General features: G+C 71.7%; 9 protein-coding genes. 2 read left to right on the top strand and 7 right to left on the bottom strand.

Translation table 11 applies throughout. The features are described 5' to 3' along the window. Positions 1-612 precede the first annotated feature (612 nt). Positions 613-1143: a GNAT family N-acetyltransferase gene (locus WMF22_RS29775; protein WP_438031974.1), complete on the top strand. Its 531-nt coding sequence runs from the start codon at positions 613-615 to the stop codon at positions 1141-1143. Between the two features lie 602 nt (positions 1144-1745). Here the strand turns inward: WMF22_RS29775 and WMF22_RS29770 are convergent. The 7 genes from WMF22_RS29770 to WMF22_RS29740 form a co-directional block, all read right to left on the bottom strand. Further along, positions 1746-2480: a DUF7873 family protein gene (locus tag WMF22_RS29770; RefSeq protein WP_438031973.1), complete on the bottom strand. Its 735-nt coding sequence runs from the start codon at positions 2478-2480 to the stop codon at positions 1746-1748. Between the two features lie 107 nt (positions 2481-2587). Beyond that, positions 2588-8653 carry an AAA family ATPase gene (locus WMF22_RS29765; RefSeq protein WP_438031972.1) on the bottom strand — a complete coding sequence of 2022 codons (6066 nt, stop codon included), beginning with the start codon at positions 8651-8653 and terminating at the stop codon, positions 2588-2590. A gap of 168 nt (positions 8654-8821) precedes the next feature. After that, complete coding sequence (locus WMF22_RS29760) at positions 8822-14827, bottom strand: AAA family ATPase (RefSeq protein WP_438031971.1); 6006 nt, start codon at positions 14825-14827, stop codon at positions 8822-8824. Between the two features lie 233 nt (positions 14828-15060). After that, positions 15061-15633 carry a hypothetical protein gene (locus WMF22_RS29755; RefSeq protein ID WP_438031970.1) on the bottom strand — a complete coding sequence of 191 codons (573 nt, stop codon included), beginning with the start codon at positions 15631-15633 and terminating at the stop codon, positions 15061-15063. A gap of 58 nt (positions 15634-15691) precedes the next feature. Then, entirely contained in the window at positions 15692-16765 is a 1074-nt protein-coding gene (locus WMF22_RS29750; protein WP_438031969.1) for a hypothetical protein, read from the bottom strand. Next, positions 16762-18330: a FecR domain-containing protein gene (locus WMF22_RS29745; protein ID WP_438031968.1), complete on the bottom strand. Its 1569-nt coding sequence runs from the start codon at positions 18328-18330 to the stop codon at positions 16762-16764. Before WMF22_RS29745 ends, WMF22_RS29750 begins: the two co-directional genes overlap by 4 nt. Further along, entirely contained in the window at positions 18306-18953 is a 648-nt protein-coding gene (locus WMF22_RS29740) for an RNA polymerase sigma factor (protein ID WP_012238084.1), read from the bottom strand. The genes WMF22_RS29745 and WMF22_RS29740 overlap by 25 nt, the downstream gene beginning before the upstream one ends. Before the next feature lie 233 nt (positions 18954-19186). Between WMF22_RS29740 and WMF22_RS29735 the strand changes: the two genes are divergently transcribed. Further along, the gene (locus WMF22_RS29735; RefSeq protein ID WP_438031967.1) at positions 19187-21430 is read left to right on the top strand and encodes a DUF3160 domain-containing protein; all 2244 of its coding nucleotides are present in this window, start codon (positions 19187-19189) and stop codon (positions 21428-21430) included. Positions 21431-21729: the final 299 nt, after the last annotated feature.

Below are 21729 nucleotides of genomic sequence, written 5' to 3'. Positions count from 1 at the left end.
AAACCGCACTCGCTCGATACTTTCGCATGTGACTCCGCCTTTCTATCGATTCCGAGCTTCAATGCGCTCGATCCCGCAGACAGCCGCGTTCAGATGAGGTGGAGCCCAGCAGGCGAGTGATTCGGGCGAAGGCCGACTCCGGGACGGATCTCCGCCCGTGCCCCGCACCGACTTCTCGATGAGAGTCCCACCAATTGCCGGCACGAAAAGTCAGGGCGATTCGTCGATGCGGCACCCGACAGGCCACGCCACGACGCGGGCGTGACCAGGTGCCGCCAGCGCTCGAAGGCTCCAGTCGCCAACCCGCTGTGTCTGGAGCGATCCTAAGTTGATGGGGGCGGTTCACCAAGCCCCTGAGGAGGGGTTGACAGCCGCGATCCGTGTCGAGCAATCGGCGTTGATTCGCGCTCGCGCCGGGGAAAGGGCGCGCCCGCGAGCGAAGTCGGGGTATTGCAGATATCGAGAGCAGAGCAGGGCGAACGCGTGGAAAGACAGCAGCTCGCGCACGGGAGCACGCAATGGCGCGGAGGGAGCACCAACGCGAGAATCAGGAGACGGCCGCGCACGCGACAGGAAATGGCGAACACGTGGCGGACCGGGTAACATCGCCGGGTGCCCGGCCTCGACACCGACGACGACGCCCTCCTCTTGACGGAGCGCCTGCGCCTCCGCCCCCACCGGCGGTCGGACGTCCCGTTCATGATGGAGCTGAACTCGGATCCCGAAGTGGTCCGCTACACCGGCGATGCCGCGTTCGCGTGCGAGGACGAAGCGCGCGCGGTCGTCGAGCGGCTCGCGCGCCAGTTCGAGGACTTCCGCATGGGCCGGTTCATCGTCTCGGACCGGAAGACGGCGGAAAAGCTAGGCTGGTGCGGCCTCAGGTGGCACGACGACCTCGAGGTCGCGGACCTCGGGTACCGCTTCTTCCGCGAGCACTGGGGCAGAGGCTACGCCACGGAGGCGGCCGCCGCGTGCATCCGGTACGCGGTCGAGGAGCTCCGGCTCTCACGCCTCGTCGCGCACGCGATGCTCGAGAACGTCGCGTCGGTCAGGGTGCTGGAAAAGCTAGGATTCCGCCGGACGGGGCCGACCGTGTTCAAGGGGCTCGTGGCCGAAGGGTTCGAGCGCCTCCTGAAGGCCTGAGCCGCCGGCGCGCTCCGCCCGACCCGGAGGCCCCTGAAATAGGTGAGACCCGGGACTGTGGCCTAGCCCCGGGCCTCGGTTTGCCGCCATCTGCGCACACCCACACGTTTAAGGTCGAAGGTCAGTCCTTACACCGCCGTGTTCTGCCATTGAACTACCGGCCATCATGGACCGCGCGCCGGGGCGGGAGCGCCCCGGCGCCGCGCGAGGAGAGGCGACGCCTCACCGCGGCGCGGGCTGGCCAGGCTGGAATTGAACCAGCATCCGACGATTCAAGCCTCCTCCCGTTCGATTGGGTGATCGGCGGCGAATGCTCGAGCCTGGAGTGAGAGCTTGAGACCATTGAACGGGCCGGCGCTGCCTCTTCCGAGCTGGGCTACCCCGCCGCGAGAGAAAATGAGGTGGCGGGGGCAGGATTCGAACCTGCGCTTGGGCGCCGTGCCCATCAAGCTGAGCTTGAGCTTCAACTTGCACTCCGCGGCCACGATATCGCTCCGGCGGCCGCGGCGCAAGCGCGGCCGGGGCCGGGGCCGGGGCCGGGGCCGGGGCCGGGGCCGGGGCGGCGAGCGTCAGGTGCGCGTCAGGCACGCGTCAGGCACGCGTCAGGCGCCAAAGAGGAACCCGAGGACGGCGGCGCCGACCTTCTGCTCCTCGACCGTCTGGTTGTTCGCCTCCTCGCGGGCGAACTTGACCGCCTTTTGCAGCTTCTCCACGCGATCGAGCAGCTCGTTGATGCGCCGCGCTGGCAGCGCGCCCGAGAACTTGACTGTCTTCCAGTAACCGACGACCACGTCCTCGTGATAGACCTCCACCTGCGCCGGGTGTTTGTCCGTCGCCTCGGCCTTGACGTGGTTGCGCGGGATCTTCTTGGTCCGCGCCGTCTGCACCGGCTCCGTCGCCCAGGAGTCCGCGGAGGGATCGAACGTCCAGCTCTCCGACGCGTCGAGCACCGGCAGCTTCTTGATGAAGGTGTTCATGTCGACGAGCTGCTTCTCCAGGAAGAGCAGGTAAGTCACGGGCGTCCCCGCGAGGAGCACCTTGCCGTCGACGACCACGTCCGCGCGGGCCTTGCAGTTCGCATAGTCCTTGGTGGCCGTGACGTCGAAGAGCTCGCCCAGGATGTCGGCGGTGCTCCGGATGATGTCCTCGGCCTTCGCCTGCACCCTCGTCGCCTCGGGCGGGAGCTGCTCGCCCTCCTCGTCCTTCGACCGGTAGGTGCGCGAGATCCCGGAGAGCAACGCCGGCTTCTGCAGCGCGTGGTGCGCCTCGGTGAGGCGCTGGTGGGAGCGGGCCTTGACGCCCTTCTCGATGGCGATGATCTGGTTCAAGCGAGGCATGGCAGTCTCCTAGGAGGACCACCCTATCAGAGGAGCAAAGCGCCTGTCAGCGCCGTCGCGCGAGCCGGCAAAGGGCCCGGGGAGTGCTGTCGTGAGCGCGTGAGCGCCTAGGCCGATGGGAGCAGGGCGCCTTCTCCTTGGCCTGCGCCCTCGGCCGCCGTCTCCGCCTCGGCCGGGCGCAAGGGGAGCTCGACGATGAACGCGGCGCCCGCGCCCGGCTCGCTCTCGACGCGGATGGTGCCGCCGTGGGAGGTGACGATCCACCGCACGATGTAGAGGCCGAGGCCGAGGCCGCCGAAGCTGCGGGCAGAGACGGCGCGCTCGAAGCGCTCGAAGATCCTGGCCTGGTCGGTCTCCGTGATGCCGATGCCGTGATCGCGGACGGCGAGCAGCGCGCGATCGCCATCGCCGCGCACGACGACGTGAATGGGGGCCCCGGCGCCGTACTTGATCGCGTTGGACAGGAGGTTGATGAGGACCTGATCCATGCGAGAAGCGTCCCAGTTGCCCACCACAGGCCCTTCCAGCTCGAGCTGGGTGCGGCAGCAGGCGTCGTCGAGCTGCTGGTGCATCCGCTCGACGACCTCGCGCGTCAGGGCCGCCAGGTCGAGGGGGGCGCGCGCGAGGGTGAGCCGGCCGGCGTTGAGGCGGGTGACGTCGAGCAGCTCGTTGACCAGGTGGGCGAGGCGCGCGATCTGGCGGCTCAGGACCTGGATCGCGGCGTCGATGCGCTCCGGAGCGACCTCGGCGCGCTGGAAGCGGGGCAGGAGCCGGGCGAGGAGGTGGGCCTGCATCTTGAGCGAGGTGAGCGGGGTCTTGAGCTCGTGCGAGGCGACGAGGAGGAACTCGTTCCGGCGCTCGATGGCCTCCTGGGCCTCGGCGAACAGGCGGCTGTTGTCGAGGGCGAGCGCGGCGCGGCTCGCCAGCTCCTGGGCCAGCCACAGGTCGGCGGGGCCGTAGCGGCGCCGGGGCGCGGTCGCCAGCAGGGTCATGACGCCGAAGCACCGGTCGCGCGCGAGGAGCGGAGCGCGGAGCAAGGAGTGAACGCCGAGCGGCTCGAGGAGGGGCGCGGCGCGGACGTCGCCCACCTCGGGGCGTTGCAGCGACGCCGCCGAGAGCGGCTGCAGCGCGTCGAGCACCGCCCCCGCGAGCTCGGCGGGCGCGCCCGTGGCGATCGTGTGTCCCGGGGCGCCGCGAGCGAGGTCGACGTCGATGACGCACTGATCGGCCAGCTCGGGCACGGCGAGCTGCGCGACGCTGTCGAGGGTGGCGCCGTAGCCGAGGGCCATGAGCTTGCGGCTCGCCTCGGCGAGGAAGCGCTCGGCGAGCTCGGCCCGCCTGCGCTGGGTGATGTCGGTGGAGATGCCGCAGAGCACGCCGGGCATGACCCGCTCGCCGAGCGGGAACTTGACCGACAGGAAGGTGTGCGGCCCGTCGTTCAGCAAGATCTCCTCCTCGCACTGCAGCGGCTCGCCCGCGTCGAGCACCTTCCTGTCGTTGTCACGGAGCAGCTCGGCGGTCGAAGCAGGAAAGACCTCGGCGTCGGTCTTTCCGAGCAGCTCATGGCGCGGCAGCCCGACGGCGCTCTCCGCGTGGCAGTTGGCGAGCAGATACCGGCCGTCGCGATCCTTGAGGTAGATGGATGCAGCGGAGTTGTCGACGATGGCCTGGAGCGTCTTCTGGTTGGCCTGGAGCTCCCGCTCCGCCCGGCGCCGCTCGGCGTTCTCCTGCTCGATGTCGGCATAGAGGATGGCGTTCTCGAGCGAGATGGCCGATTGCGAGGCGAGCAGCTCGAGCACGGTGAGCCGCCCGGGCGTGAACGCCCCGGTGATGAGCCTGTTCTCCAGGTAGAGCAGGCCGAGCAGCCGCGCCTGCCGCACGATCGGGAGGCACAGCGCCGATCCCGCCCCCCGCTGCTTGAAATAGGCGTCCTCCGAGAACGGGTGCCGCCCGGCGGCGTCGTCGAGCAGCACGCGCTCGTGGCTGCGGCGAACGTAGTTGAGGACCGACTGCGGCAGCGCGGTCGCCGCCGCTTCGCCCGCGTCGAGCAGCCGCGCCGCGCTGCCGGACGTCGAGCGCGACGTCGAGATCGCCGCCGCGATCGACAGGCGATCCTCCCGGACCAGGAGCACGACCCCCTCTCCGGCGCCCGCGTGCTCGACCACGATGCGCAGCAGCATCTCCAGCAGGCGCGGGAGCTTGAGCTCGCCGGAGATGCTCTGAGAGGCGGTGACGACCGACAGGACGTCGAACTGCTCGGCCCGCACGGCGAAGGTGACGGTGGGCGCGATCGGCTTGCGCGGGGCGAGGTGGGGGTAGCGCTGGTCGAGCTGCTCCACCTTGGCGTGGGCGCCCCAGCGAAAATAGCCGGCGCGGGCCTCTCGCAGGTAGGCGTCGGCGGACGTGGAGAGGCCGCACGCGCGGTAGAACCCCGCGGCGAGCTCGCAGGCGATGGCCTCGTGCTGGACGAAGCCGTTCTCCCGCGCCGAGGAGATGGCTTGCTCGTAGAGCCGCATCGCCTGCGGTTCCTGCCCGCGGAGCCGGGCGATCTCGGCGCGGACCAGGGCGTGCTTGTGGAGGAAGTTCTCGGGGCAGCTCCTGGCCCAGGCGCCGAGCTGCCGCTCGCAGTCGAGCAGCTCCTCGGGGAGGTCCCCCCGCGGGGCGGGCCGCGCCGCATGCGCCTCGCTGGAGAGGGCCGCGAGCGAGAGCGCGAGGTAATAAAAGCTCTCGGCGATGATGACGTTCGACTCGACCTTGTAGGGGTGCTCGGCGCGCCCGCGGGTCACCGCGGCGAACGCCGCTCCGGGAGGGCCGATCAGGAAGCGCGCCTGCGCCTTCAAGTTGTAATGGATGGCGCGGACGAGCGGAGGATCCCCTTCCTCGAGCGACGCCTCGAAGGCCGGCGGATCCAGCGCCGAGCCGTCCACCGCCGAGAGGCGCGCCGGCCTCCCGCGCAGCGCCTGGATCATGGCGTAGATGCTGAAGAGGACGCGGTGCGGTAACGCGTAGCCGGCCCTGCGCACGAAGCCGAGGCGCTCTTCGACCGCGCGGAGCACGTCCTCCAGCGGCTCCCCGGAGAGCAGCGGGAAGATCTCGGCCCACATGCAGTTGTAGCAGGCGTCGTTCAGGTTGCCGGACTCGACCGCGGCGCTGAAGCCGGCGCGCGTGTACGGATACGTCTCTCGGTAATGGCGCGTCCAGAAGACGATGTGCTGTCCAAACATGGTGAGCACCACCGATCTCGTGGTGAGGAGGCCGCTCCTCTGCGCCAGGTCGTGACCGAGCTTGCCGAACAGATATCCTTCCTGATACCGCCCGTACCTCGGGCCGATCACCCTCGCGAAGAAGGTGTACGCGTTGGAGGAGCTGTCGGCGTTGCCGTGGCGCAGGCTGAGCTGGACCATGCGCAGGACGATGAGGTAGTGCAGGTTCGCGTCCATGAAGAACGCGGGGAGGGACACCCCGTTCAGCACGCCCATCGCGCTCTCGATCTCCGGACGCGTCATGCGGGGCAGGTGGACCAGGTCCGCGATCGCGCGATCGCCCAGGTCCCGCCAGACGTGCTCGGTCTCCTCGTCGACCTGCGCGTCGCTGGGGCAGAGCGGAAGCGCGATGTCGCAGGCGCGGAGCCACCCGAGCCCGATCTCCACCGCGCGAGCGTGCCGCCCTCGGGTGACGTTCAGCGCGACGGCGAGCTCGACGGCGGCGGCCATCTCGGTCCTGGTCCTCGCGCGCTCCATGAGCTCTTCGAGGAGCCGCTCGGCCTCGTCGAAGCCGCCGGTGATGTACGCGACGTGCGCGCGCTCGAAGGTCAGCTCGTAGGTCAGCTCGTGCCGCGCCTCCCAGCGGCTCGGCGCGAGCAGGGAGAGGCCCGCGGCGAGGAGCGCGGCGGCGGACTGGAACGCCGCGGCGGCCTTGGCCTTCCTGCCGGCGCGGAGGTTCAGCGCGGCGAGATCGTCCCGCTCCACCTGGGAGCGGAGGAGCGCGGCGCCGCGGTTGAGGTGGCCGACGACGTCGAAGAGCGACTCGTCGCGCTCGCCAGGGCGCTGGGCCTTCACGAGCAGCTGGCCGATGCGCAGGTGCACCTCGGCGAGCTGCTCGGTCGGGATGAGCGAATACGCGGCCTGCTGCACCCGGTCATGGAGGAAGCGATAACCAGAGTCCCGGCGGAGCAGCAGCCCCTCCCGCACGGCCTCCTCGAGCGCGCCCCGGAGCGCTTCCGCCGACCTTCGCGCGACGATCGCGAGGGTGTCGAGGTCCAGGCTGCTGCCGAGGCAGGCGCCGAGCTTGAGCGCGTCCCGCGCCGGGAGGGAGAGCCGCTTGAGCTTGCCCACCATCAGCTCGACGACGTTGTCGGTGAACCCCTTGTCGTGGATGGCGGCGATGTCCCATCGCCATACGCGCCGCTCGGCGTCGAAGGTGATGAGACCTTCCTGGTGCAGCTCGAAGAGGAACTGGAGGACGAAGAAGGGGTTGCCGCCGGTCTTCTCGTGGACGAGCCGGGAGAGCGGCTCGACCTCCTCGGTCCGGGCGTGGACCGCCTCGGCGACGAGCGCCCCGACGTGGGCGGCGGAGAGCGGCGCGAGGACGAGCTCGGAGACGGCGGCGCCGCGCTTCTGCACCTCGGCCAGCGTGAGCCGGAGCGGGTGCGCGGGGCCTACCTCGTTGTCGCGGTAGGCGCCGATCAGCAGGAGGTGCTCGGACCCGGTGTAGGTGGCGAGCTGCTCGAGCAAGAGGAGGCTGGCCGCGTCGGCCCATTGCAGATCGTCGAGGAAGAGCGCGACGGGGTGCTCGTTCCGGGCGCACGCCGCGACGAGGCGCTGGAGCGCCGCGTGCAGCCGGCCCTGCGCCTCGGTGGGCGGGAGCTCGGGCACGGGGGGCTGCGGGCCGAGGAGCAGGGCGAGCTCGGGGAGCACGTCGGCGAGCAGACCGCCGTCCTGGCCGACGGCCTCGCGGAGGCGCTCTCGCCAGCGCTCGAGCTGCTCCTCGCTCGCGCACAGGATCTCCTGCAAGAGCGCCCGGAACGCCTGGAGGAAGGCGTGGTAAGGGACGTCGCGCTTCAGCTGCTCGAACTTGCCGGAGAGGAAGGCGCCGCGCTCGCGCACGACGGGCCTGTGCAGCTCGGCGACGAGCGAGGACTTGCCGATGCCCGAGTAACCCGACACGAGCGCGAGCTCGGGCCGGCCGTTCGAGACCACGCGCTCGAACGCGGCGAGCAGCGCCTCGATCTCGCGCTCGCGGCCGTAGAGCCGCTGCGGGACCCGGAACCGGTCGGAGAGGTCGCGCTCCCCGAGCGGGAACGGCTCGATCGCGCCGGTCGCCCGCAGCTGGGAAGAGCACCGGTCGAGATCGTGGCGCAGGCCGAGCGCGCTCTGGTACCGCTCCTCGGCCGCCTTGGAGAGCAGCTTGAGCACGACCGCCGACAGGAGCGGGGGAATCGAGGGGACGAGCGCGTGGGGCGGCCGCGGCGCCTGGGCGATGTGGCAATGCACCCACGCGACGGGATCGCTGGCCTGGAACGGCAGCGCGCCCGTCAGCATCTCGTAGAAGGTGACGCCGAGGGAGTACAGGTCGGTCCGCTCGTCGATCCAGCGGTTCATCCGGCCTGTCTGCTCCGGCGCCATGTAGGCGAGCGTGCCCTCGATGAGCCCGTCGCGGGCGAGGTCCTGGGACCCGCGGGGCAGCAGGCAGGCGATGCCGAGATCGGTGATCTTCACCTCCCCGGTGTCGGGGTTGCAGAGCAGGTTCTGGGGCTTGATGTCCTTGTGGATGATGCGATGGCGGTGCAGCTCGGCCAGCGCGTCGGTCAGGCGGAGGGCGAGGGGGACGAAGCGCTCGATCGACATCCCGCACATCGGCCGCATCGGGCGCATGGGCCCGTCGCCATCGAGCAGCCGGTCGATCGAGCGGCCGCCGAAGTCCTCCAGGACCAGCGCCACCTGATCGCCGAACACCTCGATCGCGCGGGCCTTGACCACGGCCGTCGTGTCGAGCGCCCTGGCGAGCTCGTGCTCGTGGTGCAGCCGGCCGAGGGCGCGCGGGCTCGCGTGGTCGCGCCGCAGGACCTTGAGCACCACCGGCCGGCCGTCCTCCGCGCGCCGCGCTCGGTAGAGGATCGTCTCCGCACCTTGGTGCAGGACCCCCACCACGAGGTAGCGCGGACTTTCTGGCATGGGCAAGATCGTCGGCAGCCGGAGCCGCCTCCGAAGGCGTCGGCGTCTGGCCTGATGGTGCCAAAAGCGGCGTGCTTCGCCACGGGAAATGGCGGCATGCCCTCGCGCCGGCTCGCCTGGAGAGCGCATGCACCGGTCGCCCCGGGGGGGCCCCTGTGAACGTCGATGCTATGTCGATGCGAGGGAGGCGCCCTGGACGTCCGTCTCCGCCTCGGTCGGGCGCAAGGGGAGCTCGACGATGAACGCGGCGCCCGCGCCCGGTTTGCTCTCGACGCGGATGGTGCCGCCGTGGGAGGTGACGATCCAGCGGACGATGTAGAGGCCGAGGCCGAGGCCGCCGAAGTTGCGGACGGAGACGGCGCGCTCGAAGCGCTCGAAGATCCTGGCCTGGTCGGCCTGCGCGATGCCGATGCCGTGATCGCGGACGACGAGCAGCGCGCGGTCGCCATCGCCGCGCACGACGACGTGAACGGGGGCCCCCGCGCCGTACTTGATCGCGTTGGACAGCAGGTTGATGAGGACCTGCTCCATGCGAGAAGCGTCCCAGTCCCCGATCACGGGCCCTTCCAGCTCGAGCTGGGTGCGGCAGCGGGCGTCGGTGAGCTGCTGGTGCATCCGCTCGACGACCTCGCGCGTCAGGGCCGCCAGGTCGAGGGGCGCGCGCGCGAGGGTGAGCCGGCCGGCGTTGAGGCGGGTGACGTCGAGCAGCTCGTTGATCAGGTGGGCGAGGCGCGCGATCTGGCGGTTCAGGACCTGGATCGCGGCGTCGATGCGCTCCGGAGCGACCTCGGCGCGCTGGAAGCGGGGCAGGAGCCGGCCGAGGAGGTGGGCCTGCATCTTGAGCGAGGTGAGCGGGGTCTTGAGCTCGTGCGATGCGACGAGGAGGAACTCGTCGCGGCGCTCGATGGCCTCCTGGGCCTCGGTGAACAGGCGGCTGTTGTCGAGGGTGAGGGCGGCGCGGCTCGCCAGCTCCTGGGCCAGCCACAGGTCGGCGGGGCCGTAGCGGCGCCGGGGCGCGGTCGCCAGCAGGGTCATGACGCCGAAGCACCGGTCCCGCGCGAGGAGCGGAGCCCGGAGGAAGGAGTGAACGCCGAGCGGCTCGAGGAGGGGCGCGGCGCCGACGTCACCCACCTCGGGGCGTTGCAGCGACGCCGCCGAGAGCGGCTGGAGCGCGTCGAGCACCGCCCCCGCGAGCTCGGCGGGCACGCCCGCGGTGGCCGTGCGCTCCGGAGCGTCCGGATCGAGGCGCACGTCGACGACGCACTGGTCGGCCAGCTCGGGCACGGCGAGCTGCGCGACGCTGTCGAGGGTGGCGCCGTAGCCGAGGGCCATGAGCTTGCGGCTCGCCTCGGCGAGGAAGCGCTCGGCCAGCTCGGCCCGCTTGCGCTGGGTGATGTCGGTGGAGACGCCGCAGATCACGCCGGGCATCACGTCCTCGCCGAGCGGGAACTTGACCGACAGGTAGGTGTGCGGCCCGTCCTCCATGATCAGCTCTTCCTCGAACTCGAGCGGCTCGCCCCTGTCGAGCACCAGCCGGTCGTGCGCGTCCAGCGCCACGGCGCGCGCGGCAGGCAGGAGCTCGGCGCTCGTCTTTCCGATGATCTGATCGAGCGGCCTGCCGAGGGCGCGGCTCACCCCGCGGTTGGCGAGCAGGTGCCGGCCGTCGCGATCCTTGAGGAAGATGGCCGCGGCGGAGTTGTCGATGATGGCCTGGAGCGTGGCCTGGCTCCCGCGGAGCTCGCGCTCCGCCCGGCGCCGCTCGGCGTTCTCCTGCTCGATATCGGCGTAGAGCATGGCGTTCTCGAGCGAGATGGCCGACTGCGACGCGAGCAGCTCGAGCACGGTGAGCCGCCCGGGCGTGAACGCCCCCGCCACGAGGCGGTTCTCCAGGTAGAGCACGCCGATCAGCCGCGCCTGGCGCACGATGGGCAGGCACAGCACCGACCTCGGCTTCTTCCGCGTGAAATACTCCTCTTCGAGGAAAGGGTGCCTCCCGGCGGCGTCGTCGAGCAGCACGCGCTCGTGGCTGCGGCGAACGTAGTTGAGGATGGACTGCGGCAGCGCGGCCGCCGCGGCCTCGCCCGCGTCGAGCAGCCGCGCGGCGCCCCCGGACGCGGCGATCGCCGCCGCGGTCGACAGGCGATCTTCGCGGGCCAGGAGCACGTAGCCTTCCTCGGCGCCCGCGTGCTCGATCACCGTGCGCAGGAGCATCTCGAGCAGGCGCGGGAGCTTGAGCTCGCCGGAGATGCTCTGAGAGGCCTTGACGACGGAGAGGACGTCGAACTGCTCGGCGCGTACGGCGAAGGTGACGGTGGGGGCGATCGGCTTTCGCTCGACGAGGAAGGGATACCGCTGGTCGAGCTGCTCGACCTTGGCGTGGGCGCCCCAGCGGAAGTAGGCGGCGCGCGCCTTCTGGAGGTGGGCGTCGGCGGCGGTGGTGAGGCCGCACGCGCGGTAAAACGCCGCGGCGAGCTCGCAGGCGATGGCCTCGTGCTGGACGAAGCCGCCCTCCCGCGCGGCCGACGCGGCCTGCTCGTAGAGCCGGGCCGCCTCCGGTTCCTGCCCGCGGAGCCGGGCGATCTCGGCGCGGACCAGGGCGTGTTTGTGGAGGTAGTTGTCGGGGCCGTTGCTGGCCCACTCGCCGAGCTGCCGCTCGCAGTCGAGCAGCCCGTCCGGCAGCTCCCGCTCCGGCGACGGCGGCGCCTCGCGCGGGCTGTGCGCGTCGTCGTCGTCGACGAGCGCCGCGAGCGCGAGCGCGTGGTAATAGAAGTCCTCCGCCACGAGCGCCTGCGGGGCGGTCCTCCAGGGCCTGTCGACGATCACCCGGCGCGTCGCCTCGCGCGCCTCCCCGGGGGAGCCGAGCAAGAACAGCCCCTGGGCCTTCAGGCTGCAGGAGAAGCCGAGCATGCCGTCCGTGTCCCCGGGAGGCAGCCGCGCCTCGAACGCGCCGGGATCCAGCTCGGATCCATCCATCATCGGGAGCCGGGCCGGCCTGCCTCGCAGCGCCTGGACCAGCGCGTAGGCGCTCAGGAGGATGTTGTAGACGAACTCGTATCCGGTCTTGCGCACGAAGCGGAGGCGCTCCTCGACCTCGCGGAGGACGTCCTCCAGCGGCTCGCCGGCGAGCAGCGGGAACAGCGGGGCCCAGATGCAGAGGAAACACGCGTCGTTCAGGTTGCCGGTCTCGATCGCGGCGTTGAAGCCGGCGCGCGTGTACGGGTACGTCTCTCGGTAATGGCGCTTCCAGAAGATGATCATATTGCCGAACAAGGAAAAGACCATGGCCTTCATGGCGAGGAGGTTGTCCCGCTCCACCAGGTCATGACCGAGCTTGCCGAACAGATATCCCTCCTGGTATCGCCCGTATTTCGGGCCGATCACCTTCGCGAAGGCCGCATAAGCGTGAGGCGAGCTCGCGGCGTTGCCGTGCTGCAGGCTGAGCTTCACCATGCGCGCGACGACGAGGTAGTTCAGGTTCGGGTGCACGAAGTACGCGGGGACAGACACGCTCGCCAGGACGTTCATCGCGATCTTGCACGTCGGGTGCGTCATGGGAGGCAGGTGGATCAGGCCCTCGATCACCCGATCGCCCAGGGTCTGCCAGACGCCCTCGGTCTCCTCGGCGAGCCGCGCTTCGGTGAGCGGGATCGACAGGTCGATGTCGCAGGAGCGGAGGAACGAGAGCCCGATCTCCACCGCGCGGGCGGACTGCCCGCGGGTCACGCTCAGGGCGATGGCGAGCTCGACGGCCGCGGCTCGCTCGGCCTCGGTCCTCGCGTGGTCCGTCAGCGCTTGCAGCAGCCGCTCGGCCTCGTCGAAGCCGCCGGTGATGTACGCGGCGTGCGCGCGCTCGAAGGTCAGATCGTAGGTCAGATCGTGCCGCGCCTCCCAGCAGCCCGGCGCGAGCAGGGAGAGGCCCGCGGCGAAGAGCGCGGCGGCGGACTGGAAGGCCGCGGCGGCCTTGGCCTTCCTGCCGGCGCGGAGGTTCAGCGCGGCGAGCTCGTCGCGCTCGGCCTGGGAACGGATGAGCGCGGCGCCGCGGTTGAGGTGCCCCACGACGTCGAAGAGCGCCTCCTCGCGCTGGCCCTTCAGGAGCAGCCGGCCGATGCAGAGGTGCACCTCGGCGAGCTGTCCGGCGGGGATGAGCGCGTGGGCGGCCTGCTGCACCCGGTCATGGAGGAAGCGGTAGCCCGAGCCCCGGCGGAGCAGCAGCCCCTCGCGCACGGCCTCGGCGAGCGCCTCGTCGAGCTCGGCTGCCGGGCGGCTCGCGACGAGCGCGAGGGTGTCGAGGTCCAGGCTGGCGCCGAGGCACGCGGCGAGCTTGAGCGCGTCCTGCGTCGGGACGGGGAGCCGCTTCAGCTTGCCCACCATCAGATCGACGACGTTGTCGGTGAAGCCCTTGCCGCGGATCGCGGCGATGTCCCAGCGAAAGGCGCCCGCCTTCGCGTCGAAGGTGATGAGGCCTTCCTGGTGCAGCTCGAAGAGGAACTGGATCGCGAAGAAGGGGTTGCCGCCGGTCTTCTCGTGGACGAGCCGCGCGAGCGGCTCGGCGCGCTCGGCCGCGGCGTGGACCGCCCCCGCGACGAGCGCCCCGACGTCGGCGGCGGAGAGCGGCGCGAGGACGAGCTCGGAGACGGCGGCGCCGCGCTTCTGCACCTCGGCCAGCATGAGCGGCAGCGGGTGCGCCGGGCCGACCTCGTTGTCGCGGTAAGCGCCGATGAGCAGGAGGTGCTCGGTCTCGGTGTAGGTGATGAGCTGCTCGAGCAGCTGGAGGCTGCCGGCGTCGGCCCATTGCAGGTCGTCGAGGAAGAGCACCATGGGGTGCTCCTTCTGGACGCACGCCGCCACGAAGCGCTGGAGCGTCGCGTGGAACCGGTGCCGGGCCTCGACGCCCGGGAGCTCCGGCGCGGGCGGCTGCGGGCCGAGGAGCAGCGCGAGCTCGGGGAGCACGCCGGCGAGCAGCGCGCCGGTCGCGCCGACGGCCTCCCGGAGGCGCTCTCGCCAGCGCACGAGCTCCTCGTCGCTCACGCACAGGATCTCCCGCAAGAGCGCCCGGAACGCCTGGAGGAAGGCGTGGTAAGGGACGTCGCGCCTCAGCTGATCGAACTTGCCGGAGAGGAAGAAGCCCCGCTCGCGCACCACCGGCCCGCGCAGCTCGGCGACGAGCGACGACTTGCCGACACCCGAGTAGCCCGACACGAGCACGAGCTCGGGGCGGCCGCTCGCGACCACGCGCTCGAACGCGGCGAGCAGCGCCTCGATCTCGCGCTCGCGGCCGTAGAGCCGCTGCGGGATCTGGAATCGATCGGAGAGATCGCGCTCGCCGAGCGGGAAGGGCGGAATCGCCCCGCTCGCCTGCCACCTGGCGAAGCACTCGTCGAGGTCGCGCTGCAGGCCGAGCGCGCTCTGGTAGCGATCCTCGGCGGACTTGGAGAGCAGCTTGAGCACGACCGCCGACAGCTGCGGGGGAATCGAGGGGACGAGCGCGTGGGGCGGGGATGGGTGGAGGGCGACGTGGCAATACACCCATTCCACGGGATCGCTCGCCTGGAAGGGCAAGGCGCCGGTGAGCAGCTCGTAGAACGTGACGCCGAGGGAGTACAGGTCGGTCCGCTCATCGGTGGAGCGGTTCATCCGGCCCGTCTGCTCGGGCGCCATGTACGCCAGCGTCCCCGCGATGAGCCCGTCGTGGGAGGCGGCGTGGCATTCGCGGGGTGAGAGGCAGGCGATCCCGAGATCGGTGATCTTCACCTCCCCGGTGTCGGGGTTGTAGAGCAGGTTCTGGGGCTTGATGTCCCTGTGGATGACGTGGTGTCGATGCAGCTCGGCGAGCGCGCCGGAGAGGCGGAGGGCGAGGGGGAAGAAGCGCTCGAGCGGCGTCGGCCCCTGGATGAGCCGGTCGAGCGAGCGGCCGCCGAAGTCCTCCAGGACCAGGGTCATCTGATCCCGGAACGCCTCGATCCCGTGGGCCTTGACGATGGCCGTCGAGTCGAGCGCCCTGGCGACGTCGTGCTCGTGGCGCAGCCGGCCGAGGGCGCGCGGGCTCGCGTGGTCGCGCCGCAGGACCTTGAGCACCACCGGCCGGCCGTCCTCCTCGCGCCGGGCTCGGTAGAGGATCGTCTCGGGCCCGTCGTGCAGGACCTCGATCACGAGGTAGCGTGGACTATCGGCCATAGGAGGGTCTTCGAAGGCCAGTGCGGCGGCCTCCGAGGCGTCGAGCGTCGGTGCATGTTGCCAAAAGCGCCGCGCTCCGCCATGGGAAATGGCGGGGTGCCTTCGCGCCGGCTCGCCTGCGATGACGAGGGGGAAGGGAGGGAATCCGCGGAGGATCCCCCGGCGCCTGCCGCGCGGGCGCGCTGTGCCGTTTCTGCCGGAGCCTGGCGGCCAGCCGTCGTGCGACCGTGGCGTTATGTGCCGCAGCGCTGGACCGTGTGATCGCCGTCGACCGGCCAGTGCTGGTCGCCCGCGCCGCGCACCTTCACGAACAGCGAGGTCTCGTCGCTGCTGACGATCTCGAGCGTGCCCCAATGGCCGATGCCCCCGCCGCTCCCTCCACCGCAATTGGAGAAGATCACGGATTTGGAAAAGAAGATCTGCATGGCGTGGAGATCGATGAGGCCTGGCTTGTTGAGCTCGGGCGGGATCGTCAGGATGAATTGCCAGATCCCTGCCTTGTCACAGTTGACGCCGACCTTGAGATCGATCACGGGCTGGGCGCACTGCTCGACAGCGTTGCTGAAGTACAGGACGAGCCCTTCCGGGGTCTCCTGCGCGATGGCGTGGATGCCCGAGGCGCCGTCGTCCACGTCGTCCACGTCATCGTCGTCCGCATCATCGTCCTCCTCCTCATCGCCGTCGTCGGGCACGACGGGGCCCGGGGGGCTCTCCCAACCCCCATTTTGAATGGGATTGAAGATGAACTCGTCACATCCGCTGTTCATCACCGCCATCGCTCCGAGGACCATCAACCATCGTTTCATTCGAACGACCTCCAGGCCAGGTTCCAGAGGTGAAGTCCCTCCGGCGCGCGACGGCGGCTCACAAAATCAGATCGATCTCGATGCCGGCTGAAGACAGGATGAACGGTTTGCCCCAGGTGGCTGTCTCTCGGTCGACGAACCGGACGGAGACGCCCTCGACGAGGACGCTGGCGAGGGCGTCGGCGCGCAGGCGGAACGTGGGGGTCAGGGCGAAGGAGAGGCCGGCGCCCGCGAAGGGGCTGGCGGTCACCGCGGCGGCTGCGCTCGAGCGGAAGCCTTTGCTGGCCACCCCGGTGCTCCAGAGCAGCACGGCCGAGAAGCCGAGATCCGCCGAGGCCGTCCACGGGCTGCCGCGCGGGGCCAGCTGGAAGCGCGCGCCCCCGCCGGCGAGCAGGACGGAGAGCTCGGCGGTGCCTTGCGATCGCTCGATCTGGTGGGCGCTGACCGGGATCGCGGCGAACGCGATCGCGCCGGCGTGCTCGCTCGGCAGCCAGGAGAGGCCGACGTCGATGCTGACCGCCGCGCCGAAGCCGCCTGGGCTCAGCAGCGCACCGGGAGCGAGCGAGAGGCGGAGCGCCGGCGGCCTCCGGGCGGGCGCGGGCAGCGTGTCCGGCGCGCGGACCCGCAGCTTCTCGCGGATCTCGGGCGTCGCGGGCACCTCTCCGGGCGGGGGCGCGGGCAGGCCGGCCTCGAGGAGGCTGGCGCGCAGGAGCTCGACAGCGCGGAGCGCGAGCGCGGCGTCGTCGTCGGGCGTGCCGCCGTCGTCCGCCATCTCGCGGAGGACGGTCTTGCCGGTCACCCGGTCGGCGATCCAGACCTCGACGCCGCGCTCGGAGGGGACGGCGCGGATCGCGGCGATGGCGCTCACCTCGCGCGCCGAGGCCTCGAGGGACGCGCGCGACGCCGGCTCGGCCGCGGGGTCGAGGCGCTCCGCCCGGAAGCCCAGCGACTCGATCTCGGCCACGATCCGCAGGCCGAAGCGATCGCCGGGGGCGCAGAGGACGGCGATGGTCGAGGGGGCCTCGGTCCGGGTCTCGTCGGCGCGCGCGCCCTGCGCGAGCGCGGCCCCTGCCGCGAGCGTGGCCCCGGCGAGGAAGGCGAGGGAGAGGAGCGTCGCGGCGCGGCGTCTCACGGCGAGGGAGGCTCGGCGGCGGGGCCCGGCTCGCCGGGCGAGCCTCCGGGGGGGACGGGCCTGCCAGGCGAGCGCCCGGGGGGGACCGCCTTCGATCCGCGCGCGAGCACGTGCTTCGCGTACCCCGCGTGCGAGCCGCCCGGATGAGCGGCGAGGTACTGCTCGGCCGCCCTTCGGGCGCCCGCCTCGTCGCCCCGCCTGTCCTCCGCCTCGACGAGGCGCCCCGCGGCATCCGCGGCGAACGCGCCCGCCGGCTGCTCGTTCAGGTACCGGGCGAACCAGCGCGCGGCGGCCGCGTGGTCCTTGCTCTGGTCCTGGGCGATCCTCCCCAGGATGAACGCCGTCGACGCGGCCTCGGGCGAGCTGGGGAACCGGGCGCGGAGGGACGCGAAGGCCTGGGCGGCGCGCGCCGGGCTCCCGCCGAGCCGGGCCGCGTCGCCGAGCGCGTGCAGATCGCTCGCGCTCGCGGCGTCGCAGATCGCGTCGAAGCCCTCGCCCTCCGCGGCGGCCAGGGCGTCCCTGTACCTGGCCTCGAGCGCCAGGGCGCGCCACGACGGCGTCTCTCGGCGCGCGGGCAGGGGAGCGACCGAGCCCTCGCCGCCTGCTTGCCCTTCCAGCGCGGCCGCCCCGGCGTCCGGGGCGCGGGCGCTCGCAGACGGCCCGCTCGTCGAGGGCGCAGCCGCGCCCGGAGCGGCTTCGCTCGTGGCAGCCGCGCCTGGAGCGGCCGTGATCGAGGCACCTGGGCCGGGATCGGCTGCGGTCGGAGAAGCCGCGCCGGGATCGGCCGCGTTCGGGGCGCCTGCGAGAGGGGCGGTTGCTGTCGACGTGGGGCTCGAGGCGGCGTCGATCGCGCCCACCTCGAGGGTGTTCGTCGCGGGCGAGATGGTGAGCCGCTCGCCGGCGCGGACGGCGCGCGAATCGCCCACGACGGGCCCGGAGACCGTGATCGCCCCCTCGTGCAGCGCGACAACGAGCTGCTCGGTCACCGGGTCCCATCGGGTCTCGAAGCGCGTCCCGATCACGCGGACCTGGAACGGCCCGACCCGCACCGTCCAGCGCGCGCCCTCGCGGTGGACGACCGAGAGATCGAGGGCGCCTCGCTCGAGGGAGAGCTCCGCGCCGTCTGCGCCCACCGAGGCGACGCGGGCGCGCCCCCCCGGCGCGAGGCGGAGCAGCGAGCCGTCGGAGAACCGGATCGGCAGCTCCGCCGTGGCCGGCGCGGCGAGCCACGCGCCGACGACCCCTGGCTCGGCCGCCCCGAGCTCGAAGCGCATCGGAGCGCGGGGGCGCGCCACGAGCGCGACCACGAGCGCGGCGGCGAGCAGGGCCACCGCCGCCAGCGAGGCGGCGAGCCGCACCGCGAACGGCCTTCCAGGCCTCGTCCGCCGCCAGGAAGACTCGCGGCGGGGCCGCTCGCGCCCGGCCGGCTCGGCATCGGGCACCGGCGCCGCCGCGAGCAGCCGCGCTCGCCCGCGCTCGCGATCGAGCCGCGCCGCCGGCATCCGGTCCTGAAGCCCGGCCACGTGCCGCCCCAGGGTGGTCAGCGGGCGCTCGGATTGCCCCACCGGGTACCTCCATCGAGCCACGCCTCGAGCGCGGGTTGCTTGCGGGCTTCGGCCTCGAAGCGGGCGCTGGCGCGGGCGAGCCGCCGCTTGATCGTCGCGAGCGAGGTCTCGCACGCCGCGGCGACCTCGGTGAGCTCCATGCCGTCGATGAACCGGAGCGCGAAGGCGATCCGCTCGTCCACCGGGAGCGCGTCGAGGACCGCGTAGGTCGCGCGCAAGGCGTCCAGCACGTCGCCCGACGCCGCGCCGGACTCGACCTCGGGCAGCTCCTCGCTCGGCAGGAACCACAGCCAGCTGCGCCGCTTCCTGCGGGTGATCGACGATCGCGCCACGTGCACCGCGATCATCGTGAGCCAGCCCTTGAGCGCGCTCGGGTCCTCCAGGCCCGGCAGCGAGCCGAGCGCGCGGACGAAGACGTCGTGGTGCAGGTCGGCCAGATCGTGGCTGAAGCCGAGGAGCCGGTAGAGCACCCGGTGGACGTGATCCGCGAACCGGTCGTAGAGCGCGGCGCGCGCCCCGGGGTCGCCCCGCCGGAACGCGTGCACGAGGGTCGCGTCGTCGCCGGCGAAGGCCCGCTTCGGGGCGGGCGGCGGCGGTCGGACGAGCTTCAAGGGGCGGGTCAAGCGGGGCTCCTCTGCTGAAGTCCCGCGAGGGGAGGCGCACGGCTCAGGGGGTCGCACGATCGTCCCCCGAGGCCCGAGGAGCGCCTGAAGAGCCGTGGTTTCACGCGAGCGCCCTGACCCTGCGCTCCGTCGCAGGAGCGATCTTCGCGCCGAGGCCGCGCGGCCTCGGCACCACCTTTGCTTTCAGGGCCGTCGCGCCCCGGCCGAGGGGCACGCTTTCAAAGGGGAGCACGATGCGCAACCTGCTTCTTCGCCTTCACGTCGTCCCGATCCTCGCCGCCCTCGCCGCCGGCTGTTCGGGCGAGGGGAGCCGGCCCCCGCCCGGCACCGACGGCACCCAGCTGCCCTCCACGGAGCTCGGGCCCGAGCAGCAGGCGGAGCTCACCGCGCTGCTCGCCGAGAAGGAGGCCTCGGCGAGCATGAGCGCCGAGGATTTCGCCGCGCGCTACCCCGTCCCCTTCGCGTCGGGCCTGTCCTATGCGCCGGCGGACGCCGCGGGCCTCTCGCTGCTCCAGGGCACCGCGCTCGCCCTCGACGAGGACGAGCTCGCGAAGCTCTCCGCGAACGGCTTCGTCATCTCGAGCAAGAAGTCCTTCCCGACCTTCGTCTACGGCTACGAGAGCATCTACTCGCTCGACCTGCCGCTCTACGTGTCCGCGGACTCGGTCCTCTTCGCGGTCCACCGCTCGTACGACGCGATCCTGAAGGCGGTGGAGCTGGCCTCGCTCGCGCCCGAGCTCGGGACGATGCTGAAGCAGATGCGCGCGCGGCTCGCCTCGGGCGCCGGAGCGGAGCTCGGCGCCGAGGCGCGCGCGGACGCGGATCTCTTCACGGCCGTCGCGCTCGCGCTGCTCGACGGCGCGCCCGTCGCCCCCGTCGCGGGCGCCAGCGCCGCGGCGATCGACGCGCTCGTCGCGGGCGCCGAGGCCCACGACGGCATGGGGGAGGTCCGCCTCTTCGGCACGGACCGGCTCATGGACTTCTCGCAGTTCGAGCCGCGCGGCCACTACCTCGACGAGGAGCGCCCCGAGCTCGCGCGCTACTTCCGCAGCATGATGTGGCTCGGCCGCGTCGACTTCCGCTTCCTCGAGACCCAGCAGGACGGCACCCAGCGCTTCCAGCGGCGGCACCTCGAGGGCGCGTACGTGCTGCGCGCCCTGGCCGACGCGGAGACCGTCGCCCGCTACAAGCGCATCGACGACGCGATCCAGGCCTTCGTCGGCGAGAGCGACTATATGACCCTGCCGGAGCTCGACGACCTGCTCGCCGACCTCGGCCTCAGCGACGCCGCCGGCCTCGCCGGCGTCCCGGACGCGCGGATCGCCGAGGTCATCGTGAAGGAGGGCCACGGCACGCAGCGGATCTCGAGCCACATCATGATCAACGGGCTCGGCAAGGGCACGCTGCCCCTCTCGTCGAGCTTCGCGCTGCTGGGTCAGCGGTACGTCGTCGACGCCCACGTCTTCTCGAACGTGGTCTTCGACCGGGTGCAGGGCGGCGCCGTCAAGCGCATGATGCCGGACCCGCTCGACGTGGGCTTCGCCGCGCTCGGGAACGATCAGGCAGGCCAGCTGCTCGCGCCGGAGCTCGGGAAGTTCCCCTACGCGCCGGACCTGCACATGATGCGCGTGCTCGTCGACGCGCACCCCGGGGATTTCTGGGGTAAGACCCTTTACAATCGCTGGCTCGGCGCGCTGCGGGAGCTGTCGCCGGCGCGGGCGATCGGCGACGGCGAGGGGCTGCCCGGCGTGGCGAAGACCGAGGCGTGGGGCCGGCGCCTGCTGAGCACCCAGCTCGCCTCCTGGGCCGAGCTCCGCCACGACACCCTGCTCTACGCCAAGCAGTCGTACACGGGCGGGGACAGCTGCGAGTTCCCGGACGCGTATGTCGACCCGTACCCGGCGTTCTTCGCGCGCATCGCCGAGCTGGCCGAGCACGGCGCCGGGATCGTCGGCGCGCTCGATCTGTCGAGCGATCCGTGGCTCGAGAAGACGGCGCCGGCGTACTTCTCGCAGCTCCACGACGTCGCGCGCACGCTGGGCGAGATGGCCGCGAACGAGCGCGCCGGCCTGCCCCTCACCCAGGAGCACCTCGATTTCATCAACCAGGCCGTGCAGATCGAATGGGAGGGGTGCGGCGGGCCCACGGGCGTCCACGGCTGGTACAGGCAGCTCTTCTTCGACGAGCTGAAGAGCCTCGAGCAGGACCCGACGATCGCCGACGTGCACACCCAGCCGACCGACGAGGGCGGCGCGCCGGTCGGCCGCGTGCTGCACGTGGGCACCGGCCTGCCGCGGCTCATGGTCGTGACGGCCGATCCCTGCGGCGGCGCGCCGCGCGCGTTCGTGGGGCTCGCCTCGTCGTACTTCGAGGCCGTCACCGAGAACTTCGAGCGCATGGACGACCGGCAGTGGGCCGGCACGGTCCTGAAAACGACCCCCGACGTGCCCTGGATGGCGGACCTCGTCGCCCGCTGATCCGCTGATCCGGCGACGCAGCGCTCGGCGCTGGCCGTCCCGTGAATTTGTGCCGAACTGTGTCGACTTGTGCCGATCCGACGCTGCTGCGCGCCAGCGGGATCATGGTGCTCGATCGATCCCGTCAGCTCCGGGAACGTACCGCCGTCATGCGCTCGTCGCCATGTCGATCTCGAGCTCGAGGTAAAGCTCGCGGACGATCCTTCCAATTGTCTGCTCCGGTTACTTCGATTACGTCGGTCCGGCAGGTCGCCCGGAATCGTCCGGTCCCGGCTGGAAGCGCCGGATACTACGCCGAC

It is taken from the genome of Sorangium sp. So ce204, from assembly GCF_051526795.1.
Classification (GTDB): domain Bacteria; phylum Myxococcota_A; class Polyangia; order Polyangiales; family Polyangiaceae; genus Sorangium; species Sorangium cellulosum_B.
This window is presented reverse-complemented; position numbering and strand designations above follow the sequence as displayed.

Excerpts from the sequence above, each read along its gene's own strand:
- WMF22_RS29770 (WP_438031973.1), bottom strand. The coding sequence starts at position 2,480 with ATGCCTCGCTTGAACCAGATCATCGCCATCGAGAAGGGCGTCAAGGCC.
- WMF22_RS29765 (WP_438031972.1), bottom strand. The coding sequence starts at position 8,653 with ATGCCAGAAAGTCCGCGCTACCTCGTGGTGGGGGTCCTGCACCAAGGT.
- WMF22_RS29760 (WP_438031971.1), bottom strand. The coding sequence starts at position 14,827 with ATGGCCGATAGTCCACGCTACCTCGTGATCGAGGTCCTGCACGACGGG.
- WMF22_RS29755 (WP_438031970.1), bottom strand. The coding sequence starts at position 15,633 with ATGAAACGATGGTTGATGGTCCTCGGAGCGATGGCGGTGATGAACAGC.
- WMF22_RS29735 (WP_438031967.1), top strand. The coding sequence starts at position 19,187 with ATGCGCAACCTGCTTCTTCGCCTTCACGTCGTCCCGATCCTCGCCGCC.